General features: G+C 65.9%; 19 protein-coding genes and 1 pseudogene. 13 read left to right on the top strand and 7 right to left on the bottom strand.

The features are described 5' to 3' along the window. The first annotated feature begins 3 nt into the window (after positions 1-3). The 4 genes and pseudogenes from F4036_02785 to F4036_02800 all read left to right on the top strand — a co-directional run bounded on the left by F4036_02785 (position 4) and on the right by F4036_02800 (position 2990). Positions 4-627: an isochorismatase family protein gene (locus tag F4036_02785; GenBank protein ID MYK36666.1), complete on the top strand. Its 624-nt coding sequence runs from the start codon at positions 4-6 to the stop codon at positions 625-627. Then, on the top strand, positions 624-1487 hold the full coding sequence (locus F4036_02790; protein MYK36667.1) for a hypothetical protein: 864 nt from the start codon (positions 624-626) through the stop codon (positions 1485-1487). Before F4036_02785 ends, F4036_02790 begins: the two co-directional genes overlap by 4 nt. 94 nt (positions 1488-1581) lie before the next feature. Continuing rightward, a complete protein-coding gene (locus F4036_02795; protein ID MYK36668.1) occupies positions 1582-2712 on the top strand; it encodes a class I SAM-dependent methyltransferase in 1131 nt (376 codons plus the stop codon). A gap of 23 nt (positions 2713-2735) precedes the next feature. Then, positions 2736-2990, top strand: a pseudogene (locus F4036_02800) (hypothetical protein). A gap of 83 nt (positions 2991-3073) precedes the next feature. Here the strand turns inward: F4036_02800 and F4036_02805 are convergent. From F4036_02805 to F4036_02835, 7 genes are all read right to left on the bottom strand, one after another. Beyond that, entirely contained in the window at positions 3074-3394 is a 321-nt protein-coding gene (locus F4036_02805; GenBank protein MYK36669.1) for a 2Fe-2S iron-sulfur cluster binding domain-containing protein, read from the bottom strand. A 33-nt stretch (positions 3395-3427) separates the two neighbouring features. Next, positions 3428-4744 (bottom strand): tetratricopeptide repeat protein, encoded by a 1317-nt coding sequence (locus F4036_02810; protein MYK36670.1) that lies wholly within the window; start codon positions 4742-4744, stop codon positions 3428-3430. A 4-nt stretch (positions 4745-4748) separates the two neighbouring features. Further along, positions 4749-5381 carry an energy transducer TonB gene (locus F4036_02815; GenBank protein MYK36671.1) on the bottom strand — a complete coding sequence of 211 codons (633 nt, stop codon included), beginning with the start codon at positions 5379-5381 and terminating at the stop codon, positions 4749-4751. Positions 5382-5453: 72 nt separating this feature from the next. Then, complete coding sequence (locus F4036_02820) at positions 5454-5864, bottom strand: biopolymer transporter ExbD (protein MYK36672.1); 411 nt, start codon at positions 5862-5864, stop codon at positions 5454-5456. A 41-nt stretch (positions 5865-5905) separates the two neighbouring features. Beyond that, positions 5906-6436 (bottom strand): MotA/TolQ/ExbB proton channel family protein, encoded by a 531-nt coding sequence (locus F4036_02825; protein MYK36673.1) that lies wholly within the window; start codon positions 6434-6436, stop codon positions 5906-5908. A gap of 41 nt (positions 6437-6477) precedes the next feature. Then, positions 6478-7854 carry a MotA/TolQ/ExbB proton channel family protein gene (locus F4036_02830; GenBank protein MYK36674.1) on the bottom strand — a complete coding sequence of 459 codons (1377 nt, stop codon included), beginning with the start codon at positions 7852-7854 and terminating at the stop codon, positions 6478-6480. Continuing rightward, entirely contained in the window at positions 7855-8982 is a 1128-nt protein-coding gene (locus F4036_02835) for a DUF3450 domain-containing protein (protein MYK36675.1), read from the bottom strand. Positions 8983-9058: 76 nt separating this feature from the next. Between F4036_02835 and F4036_02840 the strand changes: the two genes are divergently transcribed. The 9 genes from F4036_02840 (at position 9059) to hisB (ending at position 19179) form a co-directional block, all read left to right on the top strand. Continuing rightward, positions 9059-10642: a 2-isopropylmalate synthase gene (locus F4036_02840; protein MYK36676.1), complete on the top strand. Its 1584-nt coding sequence runs from the start codon at positions 9059-9061 to the stop codon at positions 10640-10642. A gap of 57 nt (positions 10643-10699) precedes the next feature. Next, positions 10700-11638, top strand: a complete 939-nt coding sequence (locus F4036_02845) for a branched-chain amino acid transaminase (GenBank protein MYK36677.1) — start codon at positions 10700-10702, stop codon at positions 11636-11638. A 6-nt stretch (positions 11639-11644) separates the two neighbouring features. Beyond that, positions 11645-13051, top strand: coding sequence for a 3-isopropylmalate dehydratase large subunit (leuC, locus tag F4036_02850; protein MYK36678.1), 1407 nt, complete (start codon positions 11645-11647; stop codon positions 13049-13051). 14 nt (positions 13052-13065) lie between these two features. Continuing rightward, positions 13066-13644: a 3-isopropylmalate dehydratase small subunit gene (gene leuD, locus F4036_02855; protein ID MYK36679.1), complete on the top strand. Its 579-nt coding sequence runs from the start codon at positions 13066-13068 to the stop codon at positions 13642-13644. Positions 13645-13647: 3 nt separating this feature from the next. Next, positions 13648-14706 carry a 3-isopropylmalate dehydrogenase gene (gene leuB / locus F4036_02860; GenBank protein ID MYK36680.1) on the top strand — a complete coding sequence of 353 codons (1059 nt, stop codon included), beginning with the start codon at positions 13648-13650 and terminating at the stop codon, positions 14704-14706. Positions 14707-14844: 138 nt separating this feature from the next. After that, positions 14845-15750 carry an ATP phosphoribosyltransferase gene (locus F4036_02865; GenBank protein ID MYK36681.1) on the top strand — a complete coding sequence of 302 codons (906 nt, stop codon included), beginning with the start codon at positions 14845-14847 and terminating at the stop codon, positions 15748-15750. Continuing rightward, positions 15747-17057, top strand: a complete 1311-nt coding sequence (hisD, locus tag F4036_02870) for a histidinol dehydrogenase (protein MYK36682.1) — start codon at positions 15747-15749, stop codon at positions 17055-17057. The genes F4036_02865 and hisD overlap by 4 nt, the downstream gene beginning before the upstream one ends. Continuing rightward, the gene (gene hisC / locus F4036_02875) at positions 17054-18115 is read left to right on the top strand and encodes a histidinol-phosphate transaminase (GenBank protein ID MYK36683.1); all 1062 of its coding nucleotides are present in this window, start codon (positions 17054-17056) and stop codon (positions 18113-18115) included. The genes hisD and hisC overlap by 4 nt, the downstream gene beginning before the upstream one ends. Next, positions 18112-19179 carry a bifunctional histidinol-phosphatase/imidazoleglycerol-phosphate dehydratase HisB gene (hisB, locus tag F4036_02880; protein ID MYK36684.1) on the top strand — a complete coding sequence of 356 codons (1068 nt, stop codon included), beginning with the start codon at positions 18112-18114 and terminating at the stop codon, positions 19177-19179. The genes hisC and hisB overlap by 4 nt, the downstream gene beginning before the upstream one ends. Position 19180 lies beyond the last annotated feature (1 nt).

Raw genomic sequence — 19180 nt, forward strand, 5'->3', positions numbered from 1 at the left:
ATCATGGTGGAACTCGACCAGGACTACAGCCAGGCCGGATTCGGCGGCTCGATCCAGCCCGGGGCCAGGCCCGCGCTGCTGATCATCGATTTCGTGCGGGCCTACCTGGACCCGGAATGCTCGCTCTACGCAGGCGTTGAGGACGAACTGGCCCAGGCGGTGAACCTGCTGGGCGAGTGCCGCAAGGCCGGCATACCCGTTTTTCATACCTGCGTGGAATATGACGCCGCCGGGGTGGAGGGCGGCGTGTTCTACCGCAAGGTGCCGGCGCTGGCCAACCTCGTGAAGGGGTCGCCCTATTGCGCTTTCGGCGAAGGGCTGGAGCCGGCCGAGGGCGAGGTGGTGATCGTCAAGAAATACCCAAGCGCGTTCTTCGGCACCCACCTGGCGGCCACCCTCTCGTCGCTGGGAGTCGACACGCTGCTGATCTGCGGGCTCACCACCAGCGGCTGCGTGCGCGCCTCGGCCGTTGACGCGCTGCAGTACGGCTACATCCCGATCGTCGTGCGCGAGGCCACCGGCGATCGCGACGAGCGGCCGCACGAGGCCAACCTGTTCGACATCAGCAAGAAGTTCGGCGAGGTCATCGGCATCGATGACGCCCGCCGATACCTGGCATCGATATGATCGGCCCAATCAGTTGCGTGACGATCGCCGCGCCCGACCTGGGCGCGATGGAAGAGGCCTACGAGCTTCTGGGCTACCGGTCCACCGGCGGCGGACGGATTTCCGGAGAGCTGGCGAAGTTCTGGGGCGCCGAGGCGGTGAAAGGCGCACAGTTCCTGCTTATGGCGCCGGCAACCACCACCGGATTCCATTTCCGGTTCGTGGAGCAGCCGGAAACGGAAGGCTATGCGGCCTACCGTTGCTGGGGCTGGAACGCGGCCGAGCTGATGGTCCAGGACACCGACGCGCTGGAGCAACAACTCCTGGGCACGCCCTTCCACATCCTGGGGCCGCCGGCCGACCTGTCCATCTCCGACGCCATCCGCGCCATGCAGGTCCAGGGCCCGGCGAAGGAATTCCTGTATCTCACGATGTTCAAGCGCAGAACGGAATTCGACGTGCCCGAGGCCGTGGATTTCGTCGACCGCACCTTCATCGTGATCCTCGGAGGGCCTACGGTTGAAATGCTCGGCGACGCCTGGGGCGAGCGCTTCGGACTCACCTACGGCGAACCCCGTCCGGTGCGAATCACGGTCATGGGACAGGTCTATGGCCTGCCCTACGATCACCGTTTCATGCTGAGCACGATGTCCCTGTCCGGAAGCAACCTGATCGAACTCGACAGCATGCCGGAAACCGCCGAGCCGCGACCGCAGCGGGAGGGCTGGCTGCCGCCGTCGATCAGCATGGTCAGCTTCATTTCCGATTCGCTCGGAGAGCACACGCTGAAGGGTCAGCCGGGCGCGCCCTACTACGGCCGTGAAGCCGGCATCTGGCGCGGTCCGGTGGGCGAGTGGGTGGAACTCATCGCACCCGGTTAAGCCGTGCTATTCTCCGTTCAGGTTCCCTGGGAGCGGGGGGATGATTCCACTCCCAGGCGCAGATGACGGTTAATCCTCAAAGGAGGACTATTCGATGTTTCGCAATGTTCACGCCCTGACCCCGGACGCCAATCACGACGAAGCCTCCCGAATGGACTTCGTCCGTGCCTTCCGGGCCCATCTCTCCGGCACGATCATGCCGGGCAACTTCTCGCTCTACGAAGAAAAGATCAAGCCGGCCATCGAAAAGGAAACCGGACGTCCGCCGCAGCACCGCGACGAAATTCGCAAGAAGATGATGTCGGAACCGTATTACCAACTGTGGAGCGCGATGACCCGCCGCAGCCAGGAAATGATGTGGGACGCCACGGTCGACACGGTCGAGCGACAGCTCCCGGACATGATCGAAGCCTTCCGCGCCACGAACGGCGGCGCCGGGGGCAGCCTCGAACTGAATCCGGACCTTGAAATTCCGCGCTACCACACGGTGCACGACATTCATATCCAGCCGGGCGGCTACCACACCGACCAGGTTCCCGACGACATCACGGCCGGCGCCCTCTACGAGACCGGCCTGCAGATGTACATGGCCGGAGCCTGGGGACCGGAAGGGGACTTCCTGGGTCACATGCTGTGCAACGGCATGCACAGCATCTGGCCGGACTTCCAGCCGAAGCGCATCCTGGACATGGGCTGCGGCGCCGGCAACAGCACCCTGCCCTGGGCCCGGGCGTTCCCTGATGCGGAGCTCCATGCCATCGACGTCGGCGCACCCATGCTGCGGTACGCCCACACCCGGGCGGAGTCGCTGGGCGTTGCCGTGCATTTCAGCCAGCAGAACGCCGAATGCACCGACTACGAGGACGGCAGCTTCGACCTGGTCGTTTCGCACATCATGCTGCACGAGACATCCAAGAAGGCCCTGCCGCGCATCTTCGCCGAGACCCGCCGGCTCCTTCGCAGCGGCGGCCGGATGCTGCACTTCGACATCCCGCGCGGCGACACCCTGTTCGACCAGTTCATGCACGACTGGGAGAGTTACAACAACAACGAGTCCTTCGCCCGCTGCATGACCGATATCGACCTGGTCGCCGAGGCCATCAAGGGCGACTGGCCGGCGGATGAGGTGGGACTGGAGCTCATGAAGTCCAACCTGGACGTCACGCAGCGCAACTACTCCCGGGACGAAATGAGCTTCAAGTCGCTGGCCGGGATTCGCGCATGAGCGCAGGCGAGGAAGCGCCCCGCCTGCGCCGCACTGCCAGGGGGAAACGGCCGCGCTATTTTTCCGACCCGGCAACCGACCGGCTGCTGGGAATCCTGATGTCGCTGATCGGCGAGGTGTCGGTGCTGCGCGACCGGCTGGACAGTGTCGAGCGCCTGATCGAGGCGGGCGGCCTGTTCAAACGCGAGGACATCGATCAGTTCCTGCCCGATGCGGAAGCGGAAGCCCAGCGGGAGGAGACGCGCCGGCGCTATGTCGCGCGCGTAATGCGGGTAGTGCAGAACGAGATGGAAGAAAAGACCCCGGTGGCCGCGATGCCGCCGGTGGCCGAAGTCCACAGCCAGTTCGAGAAAGGCAAACTCTAGGCTTCGTTATCGGCGGCGCGCAGCTTGAGGCCGGCCAGCTCGGCCGTCATCTGGATCTGGCAGGTAAGCCGGCTGTTGGGCTTGCGTTCGAGCGCGCAATCGAGCATGGCGTCTTCCATGTCGTCGATGGGAGGCAGCTTGTCGACCCACTCCTCGTCGATATAGCTGTGGCAGGTCGCGCAGGCGCAGCAGCCGCCGCATTCCGCAACGATCCCTTCGACATCGTTTTCCAGCGCAATCTCCATGAGGGTGCAGCCTTCGGGAACCTCGATATCGCGCGGGTTCCCCTTGCAATCAACGAAATGCACCGTGGGCACTGAAATACCCCTTCCTGAACCGATTGCGGCGGGTCAGGCGCCGTACTGGGCCAGCCGGGCCTCGAGGTCGCTGCGCCGCTTGACCTCTCTCCTCAGGTAGTTCTGCCACTGCGTGGCGGTTCTGCGCGTATCGCTGTCGCGCGCCGCGCGCGTGAAGGCGTCGCCCGCCTCGTCGAATTCGTCCTGTTCGAACAGGCACTGGCCCAGCAGCATATAGGCCCTGCCCTCGCTCTTCAGTTCCCCTGTGCGCAGGGCCTGGCGGGCCGTCGAAGCACAGTCGTCGTAATCGCTCAGGGCGTTGTACGTTTCCGCCAGCCGCATATAGAGCTCGCCCTTGTCCTCCACGTCCTCCTCGCTCTCGGCGGCCTTGCGCAGCGGATCCAGGGCCTTGCGGTCCTCCCGCGCCAACTGCCAGGCCTGAGCCAGGTAGCGGTAATTCACCGCGGTCTCCTCGATTTCACCGCTGTCAAGGCCCTCCTGCAGCACGACGGCGGCCTTGTACGGGACTTCCGCCAGCATGAAGAGCTGGGCCATGGTAACGAGTTCGTTGCTCCGGTCCAGAAGCCCCTGGTCGTAGCAGCTCCAGAACGCCGCGAACTGATTGGCCTCGTCTTCGACAATGGAATAAAGGCCCTGCAACTGCATCCAGTACTGCTTCTTGGGCCAGTTCGTCAGGAGAGTCTTGCTGACCTCCAGGGCCTGGGGAAACTCCTCGAGTTCCCAATGCGCGGCCAGCAGGTAGCGCCACCAGTTCTCTTCGACCTCCATGCCTGTCTGCTGGGCCCGCTCTATTGCTATCTGGACGTTCTCCAGCGCATTGCGCCAATCCTCCATCTGGAAGTAGGCCATGGCCAGGAGCATGTAGTCCTTGGGGACCGGGCTTACCTGGGACTCGATCCATCGGCGCGCGAATACCACCGCTTGAGGATAGTTCTCCACCTGCATGTAGAGCTGCGAAAGCGTCCTGATGGTCTGGTTGTAGAGGCCCTCGGGGATTTCCCCGGGGCCGCCGATCTCGATTACGCCGAGGAAGGACCGGATCGCGCTTTGATAGTCTTCCTTCTCGATGTGAATGAAGCCGTAGAAGTTATTGGTCTGGGCGCGTTCGTACGGCGTCAGGCCGCGCAGTTCGGTGATCTCCTGCAGCAACGCCTCCGCGGTGGCATAGTCCTCCAGCTCCAGCGCTTCCTGCGCCCTGGAAAAACGCCGGTGCACCCGTTCGCTCATGGCCTCGGTGCGCCGCGTCTGCTGCTCCTCCTCCTCGCCTTCCTGGGCCTGCGCGAAACCGGCGGGAGCAAGCAGGGCGAGGCCCAATAGCCCCGCGAAGATGATGTTCAACCTTTCCTTCACCGCGTCAATCTTCGATCTGGAACGTAATCCTGTGCCGCAGCCCGGGCACGGCTATGGCCGTGCCGTTCACGACGCGGGGCTTGTACTTGAACTTGAGCAGCGCCTGCACCGACGCCCGCTCGAACAGTGAGCTGGTGCACTCGATGACGGCCACGTCCGCCGTCGTGCCGAGCGGCGTAACGGTGAACTGCAGGTCGCAATGGCCTTCCAGTCCGCGCGACTGCGCGCGGCGCGGATACATCGGCGCCACCTTCACGATCGGCAGGTAATCGCCTTCGGCCAGGCTGAAATCTCCCAACTCGCCGTCCAGGCCCACATTCAGGTTCGGGTTCGGCGCCGACACCGCCACGGCCGAATCGAAGTCCGAACTGTCCATGTCCTGCTGGGGAAGGTCGGGGGGCTGGTCATCCACTTCGGGCGGGCGCTCGGGTTTTTCCTCCTTGCGCTCGACCGTTTCCTCCCGCTTGACCCGCACAAAGTCGACAAAACGCGCGTCGAGTGCTTCGGTGATCGCCGCCTGACCGGTGGCGATCAGGAACTGCATGACCCAAAGCAGCGACAGCGCGGCGAAACCGCCTATGGCCAGGGCAACGAAATAGCGCCCGACTCTCCGTTTGACTGTCTTCTGGTCTGTCATTCTGTCACCTCCACTGCTGTTTGCCGAAAGCGGGGGCTGCCGTCTGACGCGAACCGTCTGAAGCGAGTCGCTTCAGTCATCGCTTGCCGCAATCGATACGTTGAACACGCCGGCCTGACGAGCGGAATCCATGACGCCGACCAGCGTTTCCGTATATGCCCGCTTGTCTGCCTGAATAATAACCGAACCCTCGGGGTTCTCCGCGTGCAGGCGCTCTATGTTGGCCCGCACCGCCCTGGGATCCACGCGCCGCCTGTCGATCCAGATCTCGTTCGCCGCGCTGATGGCCACCAGGATGTTGGCCTTCTCCTGCCGCACGGCGGTAGGCGCGTCGGGCCGGTTCACGTCGATGCCCGCTTCCTTGATGAAGGAAGCCGTGACGATGAAGAAGATCAGCATGATGAACACCACGTCCAGCATGGGCGTGAGGTTGATCTCGGCCTTGGCTTCGTCGCCCGCGGCCTGAATGATGGATCTGCGCATTAGTGCTTTCTCCAGTTTGTTTGCTGCGTCCGGATCAGGGTTCAGTGATCCATCGTCAGGTGCTCTTCCAGGTCCTCCACCTCACGATCCGCGCGGCGGGTGAGGTAGGTGGTCCAGAAAACTCCCGACAGTGCGCCCACCATGCCCGCCATGGTGGGGATGGTGGCCTTGGACACGCCCGAGGCCATGGACCGCGGATTGCCGCTGCCGGCAACCGCCATGACGTCGAACACTTCGATCATTCCGGTAACGGTGCCCAACAGTCCCAGAAGCGGACAGAGCGCCACCAGCGTCTGCACGATCGGCAGCGAGCGGCGCACGGCCATATTGAACTCCGAGATCATCCGATCGCGAATCTGGTGGGCCTCCCAGGACTGGCGCTCGTGGCGCGCTTCCCAGTCCTCGTAGATGGCGTCGCGCCTCTTGGTGAGCTCGACCCGGTAGAACACCAGCCGCTCGAAGACCAGCATCCACATCAGGAAGATGGTCAGCGCGATCAGGAACAGGACATCTCCGCCGAGCTCCATGAAGTCACGGATCGCCTCGAAGGCGTCGTAGAACCAGCTAAACATGGTCAACGAAACCGATCAGTCGCTTCTCCGCTTCCGCCAACCTATGCCGGCGCCTTGTTCTGGGCTTCGGAATGCTCCGCCACGATACCCGTGCTCTGCTCCTGCAGGATCTGCACGATGCGGCGGCTGCGTCCGCTTACCACCGTATGCAGCAGCACCATCGGTATCGCAACGCTCAGGCCGAGCACGGTCGTGACCAGCGCCTGGGAGATGCCGCCCGCCATCAGCTTGGGATCGCCGGTGCCGTACAGCGTGATCGCCTGGAAGGTCTTGATCATTCCGGTAACGGTTCCCAGCAGACCCATCAGCGGCGCAACCACCGAGATGATCTGTATGAACAGCAAGGCCCGGTTCAGCTTGGGCGTTTCCCTGAAGATGGCCTCGCCGAGCTTGAGTTCCAGCGTCTCCGTGTCCACGTCCTTGTTGTCGTGGTAAACCGAGAGCACGCGGCCCAGCGCATTGTCGTCGGAGGGCGTGGAACTGCGCAGCTGCGCCGTTACCTTGCGGCTGGCCAGCGACAGCGTCACGAGGCGTTCCAGCGAAATCAGAAGTCCGATGACGCCCAGGGCGAGAATGAGATACCCCACCAGCGCGCCCTGCTGTATGCGCTCCACCAGGTTCGGACGGCCGACCAGCGAATTGAGCACGCCGCCCAGCGTCGGATCCAGTCCGAAGCGCACCACGTCACCGGAATCCGCGCCGAGCAGGTCTTCCGTGCTGCCCGTGAAGCGGCCCGCCTCCGGCTGGCGGCCAAGTTCGGTCACGTTGCCGGTTTCCTGCCGATAGGTCAGGTACTTGCCGTCGGACACGATATTGAACAGGCCTACGCGCACCACGTCAGTCGGCTCGCGTTGGCCGTCCAGCGAGATCACGTCGGTACTGAACCGCACGACCTTCGCGGATTCGGTCATTTCGCGCTGCAGTTCCCACCACAGCCGTTCCATCTCTTCTATCGAAGGCAACTCGATACCGGACCCCAGCTTCTCGACCAGCGAGGTGAGAAATTCCGTTCTTTCCGGGTACTGCACGTTCGTGAGCGAGTTCTCGAAATTGGAACGCGCATCGCCGGCGACCTGCTGGGTGACGCCGAACAGTTCCTTGAGCGCGCCCAGCCGCTCGTCGCGGGTCTGCATCAGAGCCGCGATGCGGCGTTCGTTCTCGCCGTAGGCGTTCTCCAGGCGCTGACTGCGGCGTTCCTCGGCCGCCTTCTCGGCGTTCGCCTGGTCCAGCAGTCTTTGCTGTTCTCCGCGAGCCTGGCGGAACTGCTCCTCGCGGGTGCGCATTTCCTCGTTATCGCGAACGGCGCCCTGTTCAACCAGGCGCAGCAACTCATCCAGCGTCAGCGCTTCCTGTGCCTGCAGGGGCAATGCCAGCAGCAGGCCCAGTACGGAGCCGGCAATCGTTCTTGTCATCGTCATTTATCCAGCCTCCGGCGCCGAAACCGGCAGCATCAACAAATCCGGCGCCACCTGCTGTTGCGCCACCCGAAGGCCCATGCGCACCTGGTTGCGATAGCTGCCGTCAAGGTCCACCCAGGCCCCGGCCCCGTGGTCCCATCTGCGCGTCGCGCTCTGGTCCGCGGTCTGGTAAACCAGCGATATCCGACCGACCCGCAGCACGTCCACTTCCAGCGTGGCTCCTTCATGCTCGACCGAAGCCTTGTAGGCCTCGATCGTGCGGCCGTAGTCGTTCTCGATCTGGTACGCCTCGAGCACCTTGCGGAACTTCTCCGCAACCGTAACGTCCTCGCGCTCCATCAGATCGTAGAGTTCGCCCACGCGGCTGCGGCGCTCATCCAGCAGGAACGGCGCATCCGCCTCGACGAACAATTCCAGCGACTCGATCATGCGAACCATCAGCGGCAGCATCTGGCGGCCGGTCGCCTCGACTTCGTCGATGGCCTCGTTCAGCTTGCCGATATCGCTTTCCTGACGGTCGATCTGCCGCTGCATAAGCGTATTGAAAACCTTGAGGCCTTCGAGTTCCTTCAGCACCCGCTTGTATTCGGTCTCCAGCGAGTCGGTCTCCTTGACGATGTCGTCGATCCGATTCTGCGACTGCCTGCCGGCTTCCGCGCGATCGGCCTGAACGGCCTCAACTTCCTCCAGCGTCGTTGCCCCCGCCAGCGCGGCTGCAGCCAGCAGCGCGCCTGCGCACAACGACCCCCTCATCATTGGCTTCATCAAAAGCTCCCCTTCCATATAAAGCGGGTACATGACCACCAGGCGGGTTCCAAGAGACCGGCCTGATGCAAGGCACGGGATATTAGCACAGCTTGGGGTCAAGCCGTGTTCCGGGAACGTGACGGCCTGAGGCAAGACAGCCCCGATTTGCAGGCCCTGGCGCAGGTAGGCGGACGCTGCGCCCGAGTGCGCCGGCCTTGACATGCCGGCCGCCAGGCGCATAATCCGCCCACATGGACGTCCGGCGCACATCCCTGAGCCTCCACGCGGCCGCCATCGGCCTGCGTCCGGCTGCGCTCGCGCTGCTTGCGGGGCACCGAAAGCGGGGTAAGGAATAGGCCCGGACAACTCCAAACGCCTCATTTCAAACCCCGCTAACCGAACACCGGATGCGGGGTTTTTTCTATGGGCATAAACGCAACCTCATGAGAACGTCACTATGAACCAGCAAGCCAACCAGGATCGCGTTCGAATCTTCGACACCACGCTGCGCGACGGCGAACAGGCGCCCGGGTGCAGCATGACGCTGCGCGAGAAGCTCAAGGTTGCGCGCGCGCTCCGCGACATGCGGGTGGACATCATCGAGGCGGGCTTTGCCGCGGCCTCGCCCGGCGACTTCGAATCGGTGCGGGAAGTGGCCAATTCGATCAAGGGCGTCACCATCTGTTCGCTGGCGCGCTGCCACGAGGGCGACATCGAGAAGTCCGCCCGGGCGCTTGAGCCGGCGGCCCGCAAGCGCATCCACGTGTTCGTCGCGACCAGCGAGATTCACCGCAAGTTCAAGCTGGAGATGGCCCGCGACGAAATCGTGCGCCGGGCGGTCGAGGCGGTGCGCCTGGCGCGGCAGGCCTGCGACGACGTTGAATTCTCGCCGGAGGACGCCTCGCGCACCGAGCCCGAATACCTCACCGAAATCGTCAGCGCGGTGGTGGAAGCGGGCGCCACGACCGTCAACATTCCGGACACCGTCGGTTACGCGATGCCGGAGCAGTTCCAGGCGCTGTTCGAGCATCTTCGCGACACCGTTCCCGGCATCGAGAATGTCGTCCTGAGCGCCCATTGCCACGACGACCTGGGGCTGTCCGTGGCCAACAGCCTGGCGGCTGTCGTGGGCGGCGCCCGGCAGATCGAGTGCACCGTCAACGGGATCGGCGAGCGCGCCGGAAACTGCTCGCTGGAAGAGGTGGTGATGGCGCTCAAGGTGCGCGCCGACTACTTCGGCCTGGACACCGGCATCGAAACCACCGGGCTCTACCCGGCCAGCCGCCTGGTTTCCAGCGTCACCGGCATGCACACGCCGCGCAACAAGGCCATCGTGGGCCAGAACGCCTTCGCGCACGAGGCCGGCATTCACCAGCATGGCATGCTCAAGCACTCGCAGACATACGAAATCATGCTTCCTGAGTCCGTGGGCATGCACCGCACCAACCTGGTGCTGGGCAAGCACTCCGGACGGCACGCCTTCCGCGACCGGACCCGCCAGCTCGGCTTCGAACTGAGCGAGGACCAGCTCAACCGCGCGTTCATCGAGTTCAAGAAGCTGGCCGACCGCAAGAAGGAGCTGTTCGACGCCGACATCGAGGCGCTGATCGTGCACAAGGACACCGCCGCGATGGGCCCCTGGCGCCTGCGCGAGCTGCGCATCAACACCGGGGGCAGCACGCTCGCGGTGGCGGCGGTGCGCCTGGAGCACGACAGCGGCGAGCAGCGCGACGAGGCGGCCGTCGGCGACGGCCCGATCGACGCGACCTTCAAGGCGCTGGAGCGCGCAACGGAAATGAGCGTCGAGCTGATCCACTTCGACGTGCGAAGCGTCACCACGGGCGAGGACGCCCAGGGCGAGGCCACGGTCACGGCGCGCTGGGGCGACTCCTCGTACCGCGGCCGCGCGGTCAGCACCGACATAGTTGAGGCCGGCGCCGAGGCCCTGCTGGAGGTGCTGAACCGGGCGCTGCGGGCCAAGGCCCGCCTGGATTCCGGAAAAGCCGCGAAAAGAGGCCCGCGCAGGCGCCTTGGGCCGTAAAATCGCGGCGAGCCGGATTTTTCGGCTGTCCCTGAACGTACTGGAGACCCTCAAGCCATGACCGCACAAGACGAATGGATCTGGCACGACGGCGAGATCAAGCCGTACATGGAGGCCCAGACTCACGTGATGACGCACGCGCTGCACTACGGCACTTCGGTGTTCGAGGGCATTCGCTGCTACGCAAGTCACCTGGGGCCCGTAATCTTCCGGCTTCGCGCGCACACGCGGCGCATGTACAACTCGGCCAAGATTTACCGGCTGGAGATCCCGTACACCCCGGAGGAAGTGAACGGCGCCTGCCACGCGGTCATCGCCAGCAACCGGCTTTTCGACGGCGCCTACATACGGCCGATCGCATTCCGCGGCGCCGGCGACCTGAGGATTCTGCCGTCGGCAAACGTACCGGTCCACGTGGCCGTGGCCGCGTGGAAATGGGGGTCATATCTCGGCGGCACGGACGAGGGCGTGGACATCTGCTGCACTTCCTGGCAAAGGGTGGCGCCGAATACCGTGCCGGCGCTCGCCAAGGCGGGCGGCAACTACCTGTCCAGCGTTCTGGTCACGCTCGAGGCCCAGGAAAACGGCTACGTCGAGGGCCTCGCGATGACCCACGACGGACTGGTCAGCGAAGGCGCCGGCGAAAACGTGTTCGTGGCGGTGGCGGGCAAGCTTTACACGCCGCCCTATTCCGCTTCGATTCTGCCCGGAATCACCCGCGATACGGTGATCAAGCTCGCCACGCGGCTGGGCATCCCGGTCATACAGGAGGCGCTGCCGCGCGAGGTGTTGTACATCGCCGACGAAGTCTTCCTGGCGGGCACGGCGGCGGAAATCACGCCGGTCCGCAGCCTGGACCGGCTGACGATCGGCAACGGCAAGCCCGGAGAACTGACCCGGGCGCTGCAGGACGCCTTCTTCGGGCTCTTCGACGGGCGCACCGAGGACCCGCGCGGCTGGCTGGAGCCGGTGCAAGGAATCGAAAAGGAGGGCTGAACGCCGATGTCCGGACAGACCCTGCTCGCAAAGATCTGGGACGCGCACGAAGTCGTCCCGGAAACGCCGGACACGCCGGCGGTGCTCTACATCGACTTGCACCTGGTGCACGAGGTGACGACGCCGCAGGCCTTCGACGTACTGCGCGCGAACGGCCTGCCGGTGCGCCGGCCGGACCGCACGCTGGCGACGATGGACCACTCGACGCCGACCGAGCCGGCTTCCACTCTGGAGGAGCTGGACAGGGTCGCGCTGCCCGCGGCCGCGGCCCAGGTTCGCGCGATGATCGAGAACTGCGCGGAATTCGGCCTGGAACTGCGCGGGCTGGACAGTCCGGAGCGGGGCATCGTGCATGTCGTGGGTCCGGAACAGGGCGCGACCTGGCCGGGCCACACGGTGGTTTGCGGAGACAGCCACACCAGCACCCACGGCGCGTTCGGCGCGCTGGCCTTCGGCATCGGCACCACCGAAGTGGGCCACGTACTGGCCACGCAATGCCTGCTGCAGCGCCGCCCGGGGGCGCTGGCGGTCAACGTTAACGGCCGCCTGGGACCGGGCGTGACTTCGAAGGACCTGATCCTGGCGATCATCCGCAAACTGGGCGTGGGCGGCGGAACCGGGCGGGTGCTGCAATACCGCGGCGAGACCGTCCGGTCGCTGACCATGGAACAGCGGATGACCATGTGCAACATGAGTATCGAGGCCGGCGCCCGAGCCGGCATGATCGCGCCCGACGACACGACCTACGAATGGCTGCATGGCCGGCCGATGGCGCCGGCGGGCGCCGAATGGGACGCCGCGCTCGAGCGCTGGCGCGAACTCGAGGACCGCGGCGACGCGCAGTTCGAACGCGAAGTGAGCCTGGATGCGGGACAGCTTCGACCCATGGTCACCTACGGCACCAATCCCGGAATGTCGGCGCAGATCGACGAACCGGTGCCCGGCAGCGGAGATCCCGCCATCGACAAGGCCCTGGCCTACATGGGCGTGGAGCCGGGCAAGCCGCTGCAGGGGCGCGAGGTGGACATCGTTTTCCTCGGCAGTTGCACCAATTCCCGGCTGAGCGACCTGCGCTCGGCCGCCGAGCTGATGCGCGGAAACCGGGTCGCGGACACGGTCCGCATGCTGGTCGTGCCGGGCTCGCAGATCGTCAAGCGCGAAGCCGAAGCCGAGGGCCTGCACGAGATCTTCCTGTCGGCGGGCGCCGAATGGCGCGAAGCCGGCTGCTCGATGTGCATCGGCATGAACGGCGATACGGTCGACGCCGGCAAGCTCTGCGTCAGCACCAGCAACCGCAATTTCGAGGGCCGCCAGGGACCGGGCGCGCGCACCGTCCTGGCCAGCCCGCTCACCGCCGCGGCCAGCGCGATACGAGGCCGGGTGGCGGACCCGCGCGAGCTGATGGACCGCTGAACCGGGACGCCGTCATGGAGAAGATCGTTCGCATCGAATCGCGCACCGTGGTGCTCGACATCGACAACGTCGATACCGACCAGATCATTCCGGCGCGCTTCCTCACCACCACCGTGCGCAAGGGCCTGGGCGAAGCGGCCTTCCACGACTGGCGCTACGCCGGCGACGGCGAACTCAATCCCGATTTCGTGCTCAACCGCCCCGAGAACCGGCACCGCACCATCCTGGTCGCGGGCGACAACTTCGGTTGCGGTTCATCGCGCGAACACGCACCCTGGGCGCTGCTGGAGGCCGGCCTGCGCGCCGTGATCAGCACCAGCATCGCCGACATCTTCCGCAACAACTCGCTCAAGAACGGCTTCGTCCCGGTAGTGATCGACGAGGGTCCGCACCGCTGGCTCAAGGCCAATCCGGGAGCGGAAATCGCGATAGACCTCGAAAACACGCAGGTCGAACTGCCTCAGGGGCCGCCCGCGCCCTTCGAACTGGATCGGTTTGCGCGCTATTGCCTGATGAACGGCGTGGATCAACTCGGTTACCTGCTCCGGCAGAGCGACCGGATCGGCGCCTGGGAACAGCGGGCGGGAGGCTAGCCATTGACGTCCCTCATTGCCGTTCTGCCCGGCGACGGAATCGGGCCGGAGGTCATGCGCGCGGGCCTGCGCGTGCTGAGGGCCGCGGCTGCCCGGCACTCGCTGGATATTGAGACGCGGGAGGCGCCGTTCGGCGGCCGCGCGCTCGCCGAACTGGGTGCACCCTTTCCCTCCTCCACGCGCGACCTGTGCCTTGAGGCCGACGCGGTCTTGCTGGGCGCGGTCGGCCTGCCGGGCCCGCCGCCGGCCGATCCGGCATTGCGGCCGGAACAGGGCCTGCTGAACCTGCGCGCGCTGCTGGGCGTTTACGCCAATCTTCGCCCGATCCGGCCCTTGCCGGGCGCCTCGGACGCCTCGCCGCTGCGCGCGGACAGGCTGGCGAACGTGGACCTGATCGTCGTGCGCGAACTCACCGGCGGCGTCTATTTCGGCGACAAGCAGGAAGGCGACGATGCCGCCAGCGACCTGTGCACGTACAGCAGCGAAGAGGTCGAACGTGTCGTGCGCTACGCGGCGGGACTCGCGCGCAGCCGCCGCGGTCGGCTGACTTCCATCGACAAGGCCAACGTCCTGGCCACCTCGCGCCTTTGGCGGACGGTGACGGGACGCGTCGTCTCCGAAGAGTTCCCGGAAATCGAGCTGGATCATCTCCTGGTGGACGCCGCGGCGATGCGCCTGCTCACCCACGCCGCGCAGTTCGACGTCCTGGTGACCGAAAACATGTTCGGCGACATCCTCACCGACGAGGCATCCGTGCTGACCGGTTCGCTGGGAATGGCGCCGTCGGCCTCCGTTGGGGAGGGCCGGCGCGCCCTCTACGAACCCATACACGGAACCGCGCCGGACATCGAGGGCCGCAACCTGGCGAACCCCTGCGGCATGATCCTGTCCGTGGCGATGATGCTGGAACTGAGCCTGAACAGCCCCGAAGCCGCCCGCGAGATCGAAGCGGCCGTTGCTGCCGCCGTTGCCGACGGCGTGCGCACGGCCGACATCGCGGGAAGCGCCACGACCGAGCAGTTCACCGAAGCCGTCCTCACCCGACTCGCCACCCGCCAATGAGCATGATCACGTGAGCAAGCGCTGCTGCACATCCCTTCCGGGAGTTTGTGAGCCAGGGATGGCGGAACAAAGCTCCATGGATGGATTCATGCGTCTCCCGGAAGGGATGTGCAGCAGCGCTTGCGAGGTATTCAGCATATGACATCGAAGTGGAAGCGCAGCGAACGCGTACAGATCGCAGTACAGAAATCCGGCCGCCTCACCGAGCACTCGCTGGCTCTCCTGAAGCGCTGCGGCCTGCGGCTCACCCAGGGCGCCGACGAACTGCTGGCCGTGGCCGAGAACATGCCCGTGGACGTGCTGCTGGTACGCGACGACGAAATCCCGGGCCTGGTGCGCGAAGGGGCCTGCGACCTGGGCATCGTCGGCCTGAACGTCGCCGAGGAACAGCGCCTGGGTCTGGAGAGCGGCCAACCCGCCCCCGGCAGCATCCGCAGCCTGGCGTTCGGCGATTGCCGCCTGTCGATGGCCTACCCCAAGGACGGCGAGGCGCAGAAGGTCGCCGACCTCGAGGGACTCCGCATTGCTTCCAGCTATCCGCGTCTGACCGGACGATTTCTGACCGAATCGGGCGTGACCGCCGAAGTCGTTCCGTTCTCGGGCGCGGTGGAGCTTGCGCCGCGGCTGGGCCGGGCGGAGGCCATCTGCGACCTGGTTTCCAGCGGCAAGACCCTGGCGGCCAACCAGCTCAGGGAAGGCGAAACGGTGCTGGAAAGCCGGGCCACGCTGCTCCTGAGCCCGGCCGAATTGCCGGCCGCAAGAAAAGACTGGGTGGACCTGCTCAGGCGCCGCATGGACGGCGTCATGCAGGCCCGCGAAACCAAGTACATCATGCTGCACGCGCCGCGCGCCGCCCTGCCCGTCATCGCGGAGTTGCTGCCCGGCTCCGAGGCCCCCACCATCATGCCGCTGGACGGGCGCGAGGACCGCGTGGCCGTGCATGCGGTGTGCCGGGAAAGCGTTTTCTGGGAAACGCTGGAGGCCCTCAAGGACGCGGGCGCCAGTTCCGTGCTGGTCCTGCCGGTGGAGAAAATGCTGGAATGACCCCCATCCCGCCTATCTACCGCTGGAAGGCGCTGGACGAAAGCGAGCGCGCGTCGGTCCTCGCGCGGCTTGCCGCTCCGGCCGACCCTGCGCTGGAGACGCGCGTGAAGGACATCATGGACCGGGTGCGGGCGGGCGGTGACAGGGCGCTCCGGGAGCTGGAAGCCGAGCTGGACGGCGTTCAACTCGACGCGATCGAAGCAGGTGAAAGCGAGATCGCGGAAGCCGGCGAGCTGCTGAGCGGGGAACAGCGCGAGGCGATTCATGCGGCGCTGGACAACATACGCGCCTGCCACGCGACCCAGAGGCCGGCGGACTCGCGCACCGAGCCGGTGCCCGGCGTGGTTTGCGAGCAGCGCTACCGCCCCCTTGAGGCGGTCGGGCTGTACGTTCCGGCCGGGGCCGCGCCCCTGCCCTCCACGGCGATGATGCTGGCGGCGCCCGCGCAACTGGCCGGCTGCCCGCAGCGCATCCTGTGCGCGCCGCCCGGCGCCGACGGCAGCATCAACGCGGCGATTCTCTACGTGGCGCATCTTTGCGAGGTCCACCGCGTATTCAAGCTGGGCGGGGCCCAGGCGATCGCCGCGATGGCCTACGGCACCGAAAGCGTTCCGAGGGTCGACAAGATATTCGGACCCGGCAGCCGCTGGGTGGCCGCCGCCAAGCAGCGGGCGGCCATGGAGCCGGGCGGGCCGGCCCAGGACCTCCCCGCGGGGCCGACCGAAGCCATGGTGATCGCCGACGAAACCGCAAACGCTCAATTCGTGGCCCTGGACCTGCTCAGCCAGGCCGAACACGGCGAGGACGCACATGTGCTGCTGCTTTGCCTGGACGAACGGCTGGCGAGCGCCGTCCAGGAAGCGATCGCGGACCAGTTGCGCACGCTGCCCCGTGCGGAGGTGCTGGAGAAATCGCTGTCGGCCGGCGCCCTGCTGGTCGTGGACTCGCTGGAGGACGCCGTCGAGGTGGCCAATTGCTACGCTCCCGAGCACCTGCTGCTGCAGGTCGCGGACCCGCGCGCGCTGGCGGCGCAAGTCCGCAACGCGGGCGCCGTGTTTCTCGGGCCGTGGTCGCCGGAATCCAGCGGCGACTACTGCAACGGCGCCAATCACGTGTTGCCCACCTACGGCAGCGCGCGCTGGGCCAGCGGGCTTGGGCTGGTCGATTTCTACAAGCGGATCAGCGTTCAGGAACTTTCGCGGGAAGGCCTGGAGAGTATTTCGGGCTCCATTGCCGTGCTGGCCCGCACCGAGGGGCTGGAAGCCCACGCGCGCGCCGCGGAAGTGCGCCGGAGGGCTGAGTCATGAGCTGGATCACGTCATTGGCGCGGGAAGCCGTTCAGAAGGGCCGGGCCTACAAGGCGCCGACAACGCCGACCCTGGCCCGCATGCACGCCAATGAACTGCCCTGGGCGCCCGATTACGACCCGGCGCCCGGCAAGCTCAACTTCTACCCGCTGCTCTTCCCCGCGGAGCTGACCGAACGCATGGCCGAACACTACGGCGTGCGGCCTGAGGAGATTTCCGTCACGCGCGGCAGCAGCGAAGGCATCGACTGCCTGTACCGGGCCTTTTGCGAATCGGGCCGGGACAGCGCGATCTTCTGTCCCCCGTCGTTCGAGATGTTCCGCTGGTACGGCCGCCTGCAGGGCGCGCGGGTCCTTGAAGTTCCGCTGCGGGCCGAAGACGGCTTCTCGCTCGACGTGCCGGCCATCAAGGCCGCCTGGTCCGACGATGTGAAGCTGCTGATCCTCTGTTCGCCGAACAACCCCACGGGCAACCTGATGGACCCCGACGATCTCCTGGAACTGGTGGAATACGCGCGCGACAGGACCATTGTGGTGCTGGATGCCGCCTACGCCGAGTTCGCGGGCCTGAACCCGGGCGCCGAATGGATCGCGGCGCACCCGCACGTCGTGGTCCTGCGCACGGTATCGAAGGCCCTGGGGCTGGCGGGCGTGCGCTGCGGCGCGCTGCTTGCCTGCGAGGAAATTATCGGGCTGATGCGCCGCGTACAATCTCCGTACAGCTTTTCCGCGCTGTGCGAACACACCGTGCTCGAGGCCATGAAACCGGAAAGTCTGGCCAGGATGCAGGGCCGCATAGCACTTGTCATCGAGGAGCGCGAGCGCGTCAGCGCACTTCTGACGGAACTTCCCCAGGTAAAGACCGTGTATCCCAGCCGCACCAACTTCGTGTTGCTGAAAGTCGCCGACGCCGACGGCTTCAACGCCGCGGCCCGCGACGGCGGCTACCTGCTGCGCAGAATCCCCGACGAGCCGGGCCTGGAATCCTGCGTGCGCATCACGCTGGGCACGCCTGAGCAGAACGACGGCCTGTTGGCGACACTGAGGGCAGCGGCATGAGCGCCCGGGTCGCCTTCGTGGACCGTGACGGCACCCTGATCGAGGAACCGTCCGACTTCCAGGTTGACAGCCTTGCAAAGCTCAAGCTGGCGCAGGGCGTGGTGCCGGCGCTGCGGCGATTGCAGGACGCCGGCTTCGAGCTGGTGATGGTCAGCAACCAGGATGGGCTTGGCACCGACAGCTTCCCGCAGGAGGACTTCGACGGGCCGCACGAATTCCTGTTGGCGCTGCTGGAATCACAGGGTATCGGGTTTGCCGAAGTGTTCGTATGTCCGCACCGGTCCGGGGACGGCTGCGATTGCCGCAAGCCGCTCACGGGCCTGGTGAACGCATTCATGCGCGAGCGGCCCGTGGACCGGGCCGCCAGCGTCATGATCGGCGACCGCGAGACCGATCTGCAGTTCGCCGAGAACCTGGGAGTGCGCGGTTTCCGTGTCGATGCCGCCGATCCGGAGAGCTGGAAGCAGGTAGTGCGCGAAATCGTGGACGCGCCCCGGGTCGGGCGCGCGCGCCGGGCGACCCGCGAGACCGATATTCGGGTGGACGTGGATCTGGACGCACCGGGATCGGCGGAAGTGGCCACCGGCATCGGCTTCTTCGATCACATGCTGGAGCAGCTTGCCAAGCACGGCGGCTTCGGGCTGAAGCTCAGTTGTGACGGCGACCTTGAGGTCGATGAACACCACACCGTGGAGGACAGCGCGCTGGCGCTGGGCGCGGCGCTGAAGGAGGCGCTCGGCGACCGGCGGGGTATCGGCCGCTTCGCCTTCGAGCTGCCCATGGACGAGGCCGACGTCAAGGTGCTGCTGGACCTGTCCGGACGCCCGTGGCTCAAGTTCAAGGGCAAATTCGAGCGCGAACGCGTCGGAGGACTGCCGACCGAGCTGGTCGAGCATTTCTTCCGTTCGCTGGCGGAAGCCAGCGGCGCCACGCTGCATATCCGGGTGCGCGGCGAGAACACGCACCACATGATCGAGTCCTGCTTCAAGGGCGTCGGGAGGGCGTTGCGCCAGGCGATCGCGCGCGAGGGAGGCGACATTCCCAGCACCAAGGGCGTCCTGTGAA

This window comes from Gammaproteobacteria bacterium (genome assembly GCA_009845905.1).
In the GTDB taxonomy this organism is placed as follows: domain Bacteria; phylum Pseudomonadota; class Gammaproteobacteria; order Steroidobacterales; family Foliamicaceae; genus Foliamicus.

Coding starts and splice junctions, on each gene's coding strand:
- F4036_02865 (MYK36681.1), top strand. CDS start 14,845: ATGACATCGAAGTGGAAGCGCAGCGAACGCGTACAGATCGCAGTACAG.
- F4036_02820 (MYK36672.1), bottom strand. CDS start 5,864: ATGCGCAGATCCATCATTCAGGCCGCGGGCGACGAAGCCAAGGCCGAG.
- F4036_02830 (MYK36674.1), bottom strand. CDS start 7,854: ATGACGATGACAAGAACGATTGCCGGCTCCGTACTGGGCCTGCTGCTG.
- leuC (MYK36678.1), top strand. CDS start 11,645: ATGTCCGGACAGACCCTGCTCGCAAAGATCTGGGACGCGCACGAAGTC.
- F4036_02840 (MYK36676.1), top strand. CDS start 9,059: ATGAACCAGCAAGCCAACCAGGATCGCGTTCGAATCTTCGACACCACG.
- leuD (MYK36679.1), top strand. CDS start 13,066: ATGGAGAAGATCGTTCGCATCGAATCGCGCACCGTGGTGCTCGACATC.
- F4036_02790 (MYK36667.1), top strand. CDS start 624: ATGATCGGCCCAATCAGTTGCGTGACGATCGCCGCGCCCGACCTGGGC.
- hisD (MYK36682.1), top strand. CDS start 15,747: ATGACCCCCATCCCGCCTATCTACCGCTGGAAGGCGCTGGACGAAAGC.
- F4036_02815 (MYK36671.1), bottom strand. CDS start 5,381: ATGACAGACCAGAAGACAGTCAAACGGAGAGTCGGGCGCTATTTCGTT.
- F4036_02785 (MYK36666.1), top strand. CDS start 4: ATGGTGGAACTCGACCAGGACTACAGCCAGGCCGGATTCGGCGGCTCG.
- hisC (MYK36683.1), top strand. CDS start 17,054: ATGAGCTGGATCACGTCATTGGCGCGGGAAGCCGTTCAGAAGGGCCGG.
- F4036_02845 (MYK36677.1), top strand. CDS start 10,700: ATGACCGCACAAGACGAATGGATCTGGCACGACGGCGAGATCAAGCCG.
- hisB (MYK36684.1), top strand. CDS start 18,112: ATGAGCGCCCGGGTCGCCTTCGTGGACCGTGACGGCACCCTGATCGAG.
- F4036_02825 (MYK36673.1), bottom strand. CDS start 6,436: ATGTTTAGCTGGTTCTACGACGCCTTCGAGGCGATCCGTGACTTCATG.
- F4036_02835 (MYK36675.1), bottom strand. CDS start 8,982: ATGAGGCGTTTGGAGTTGTCCGGGCCTATTCCTTACCCCGCTTTCGGT.
- F4036_02795 (MYK36668.1), top strand. CDS start 1,582: ATGTTTCGCAATGTTCACGCCCTGACCCCGGACGCCAATCACGACGAA.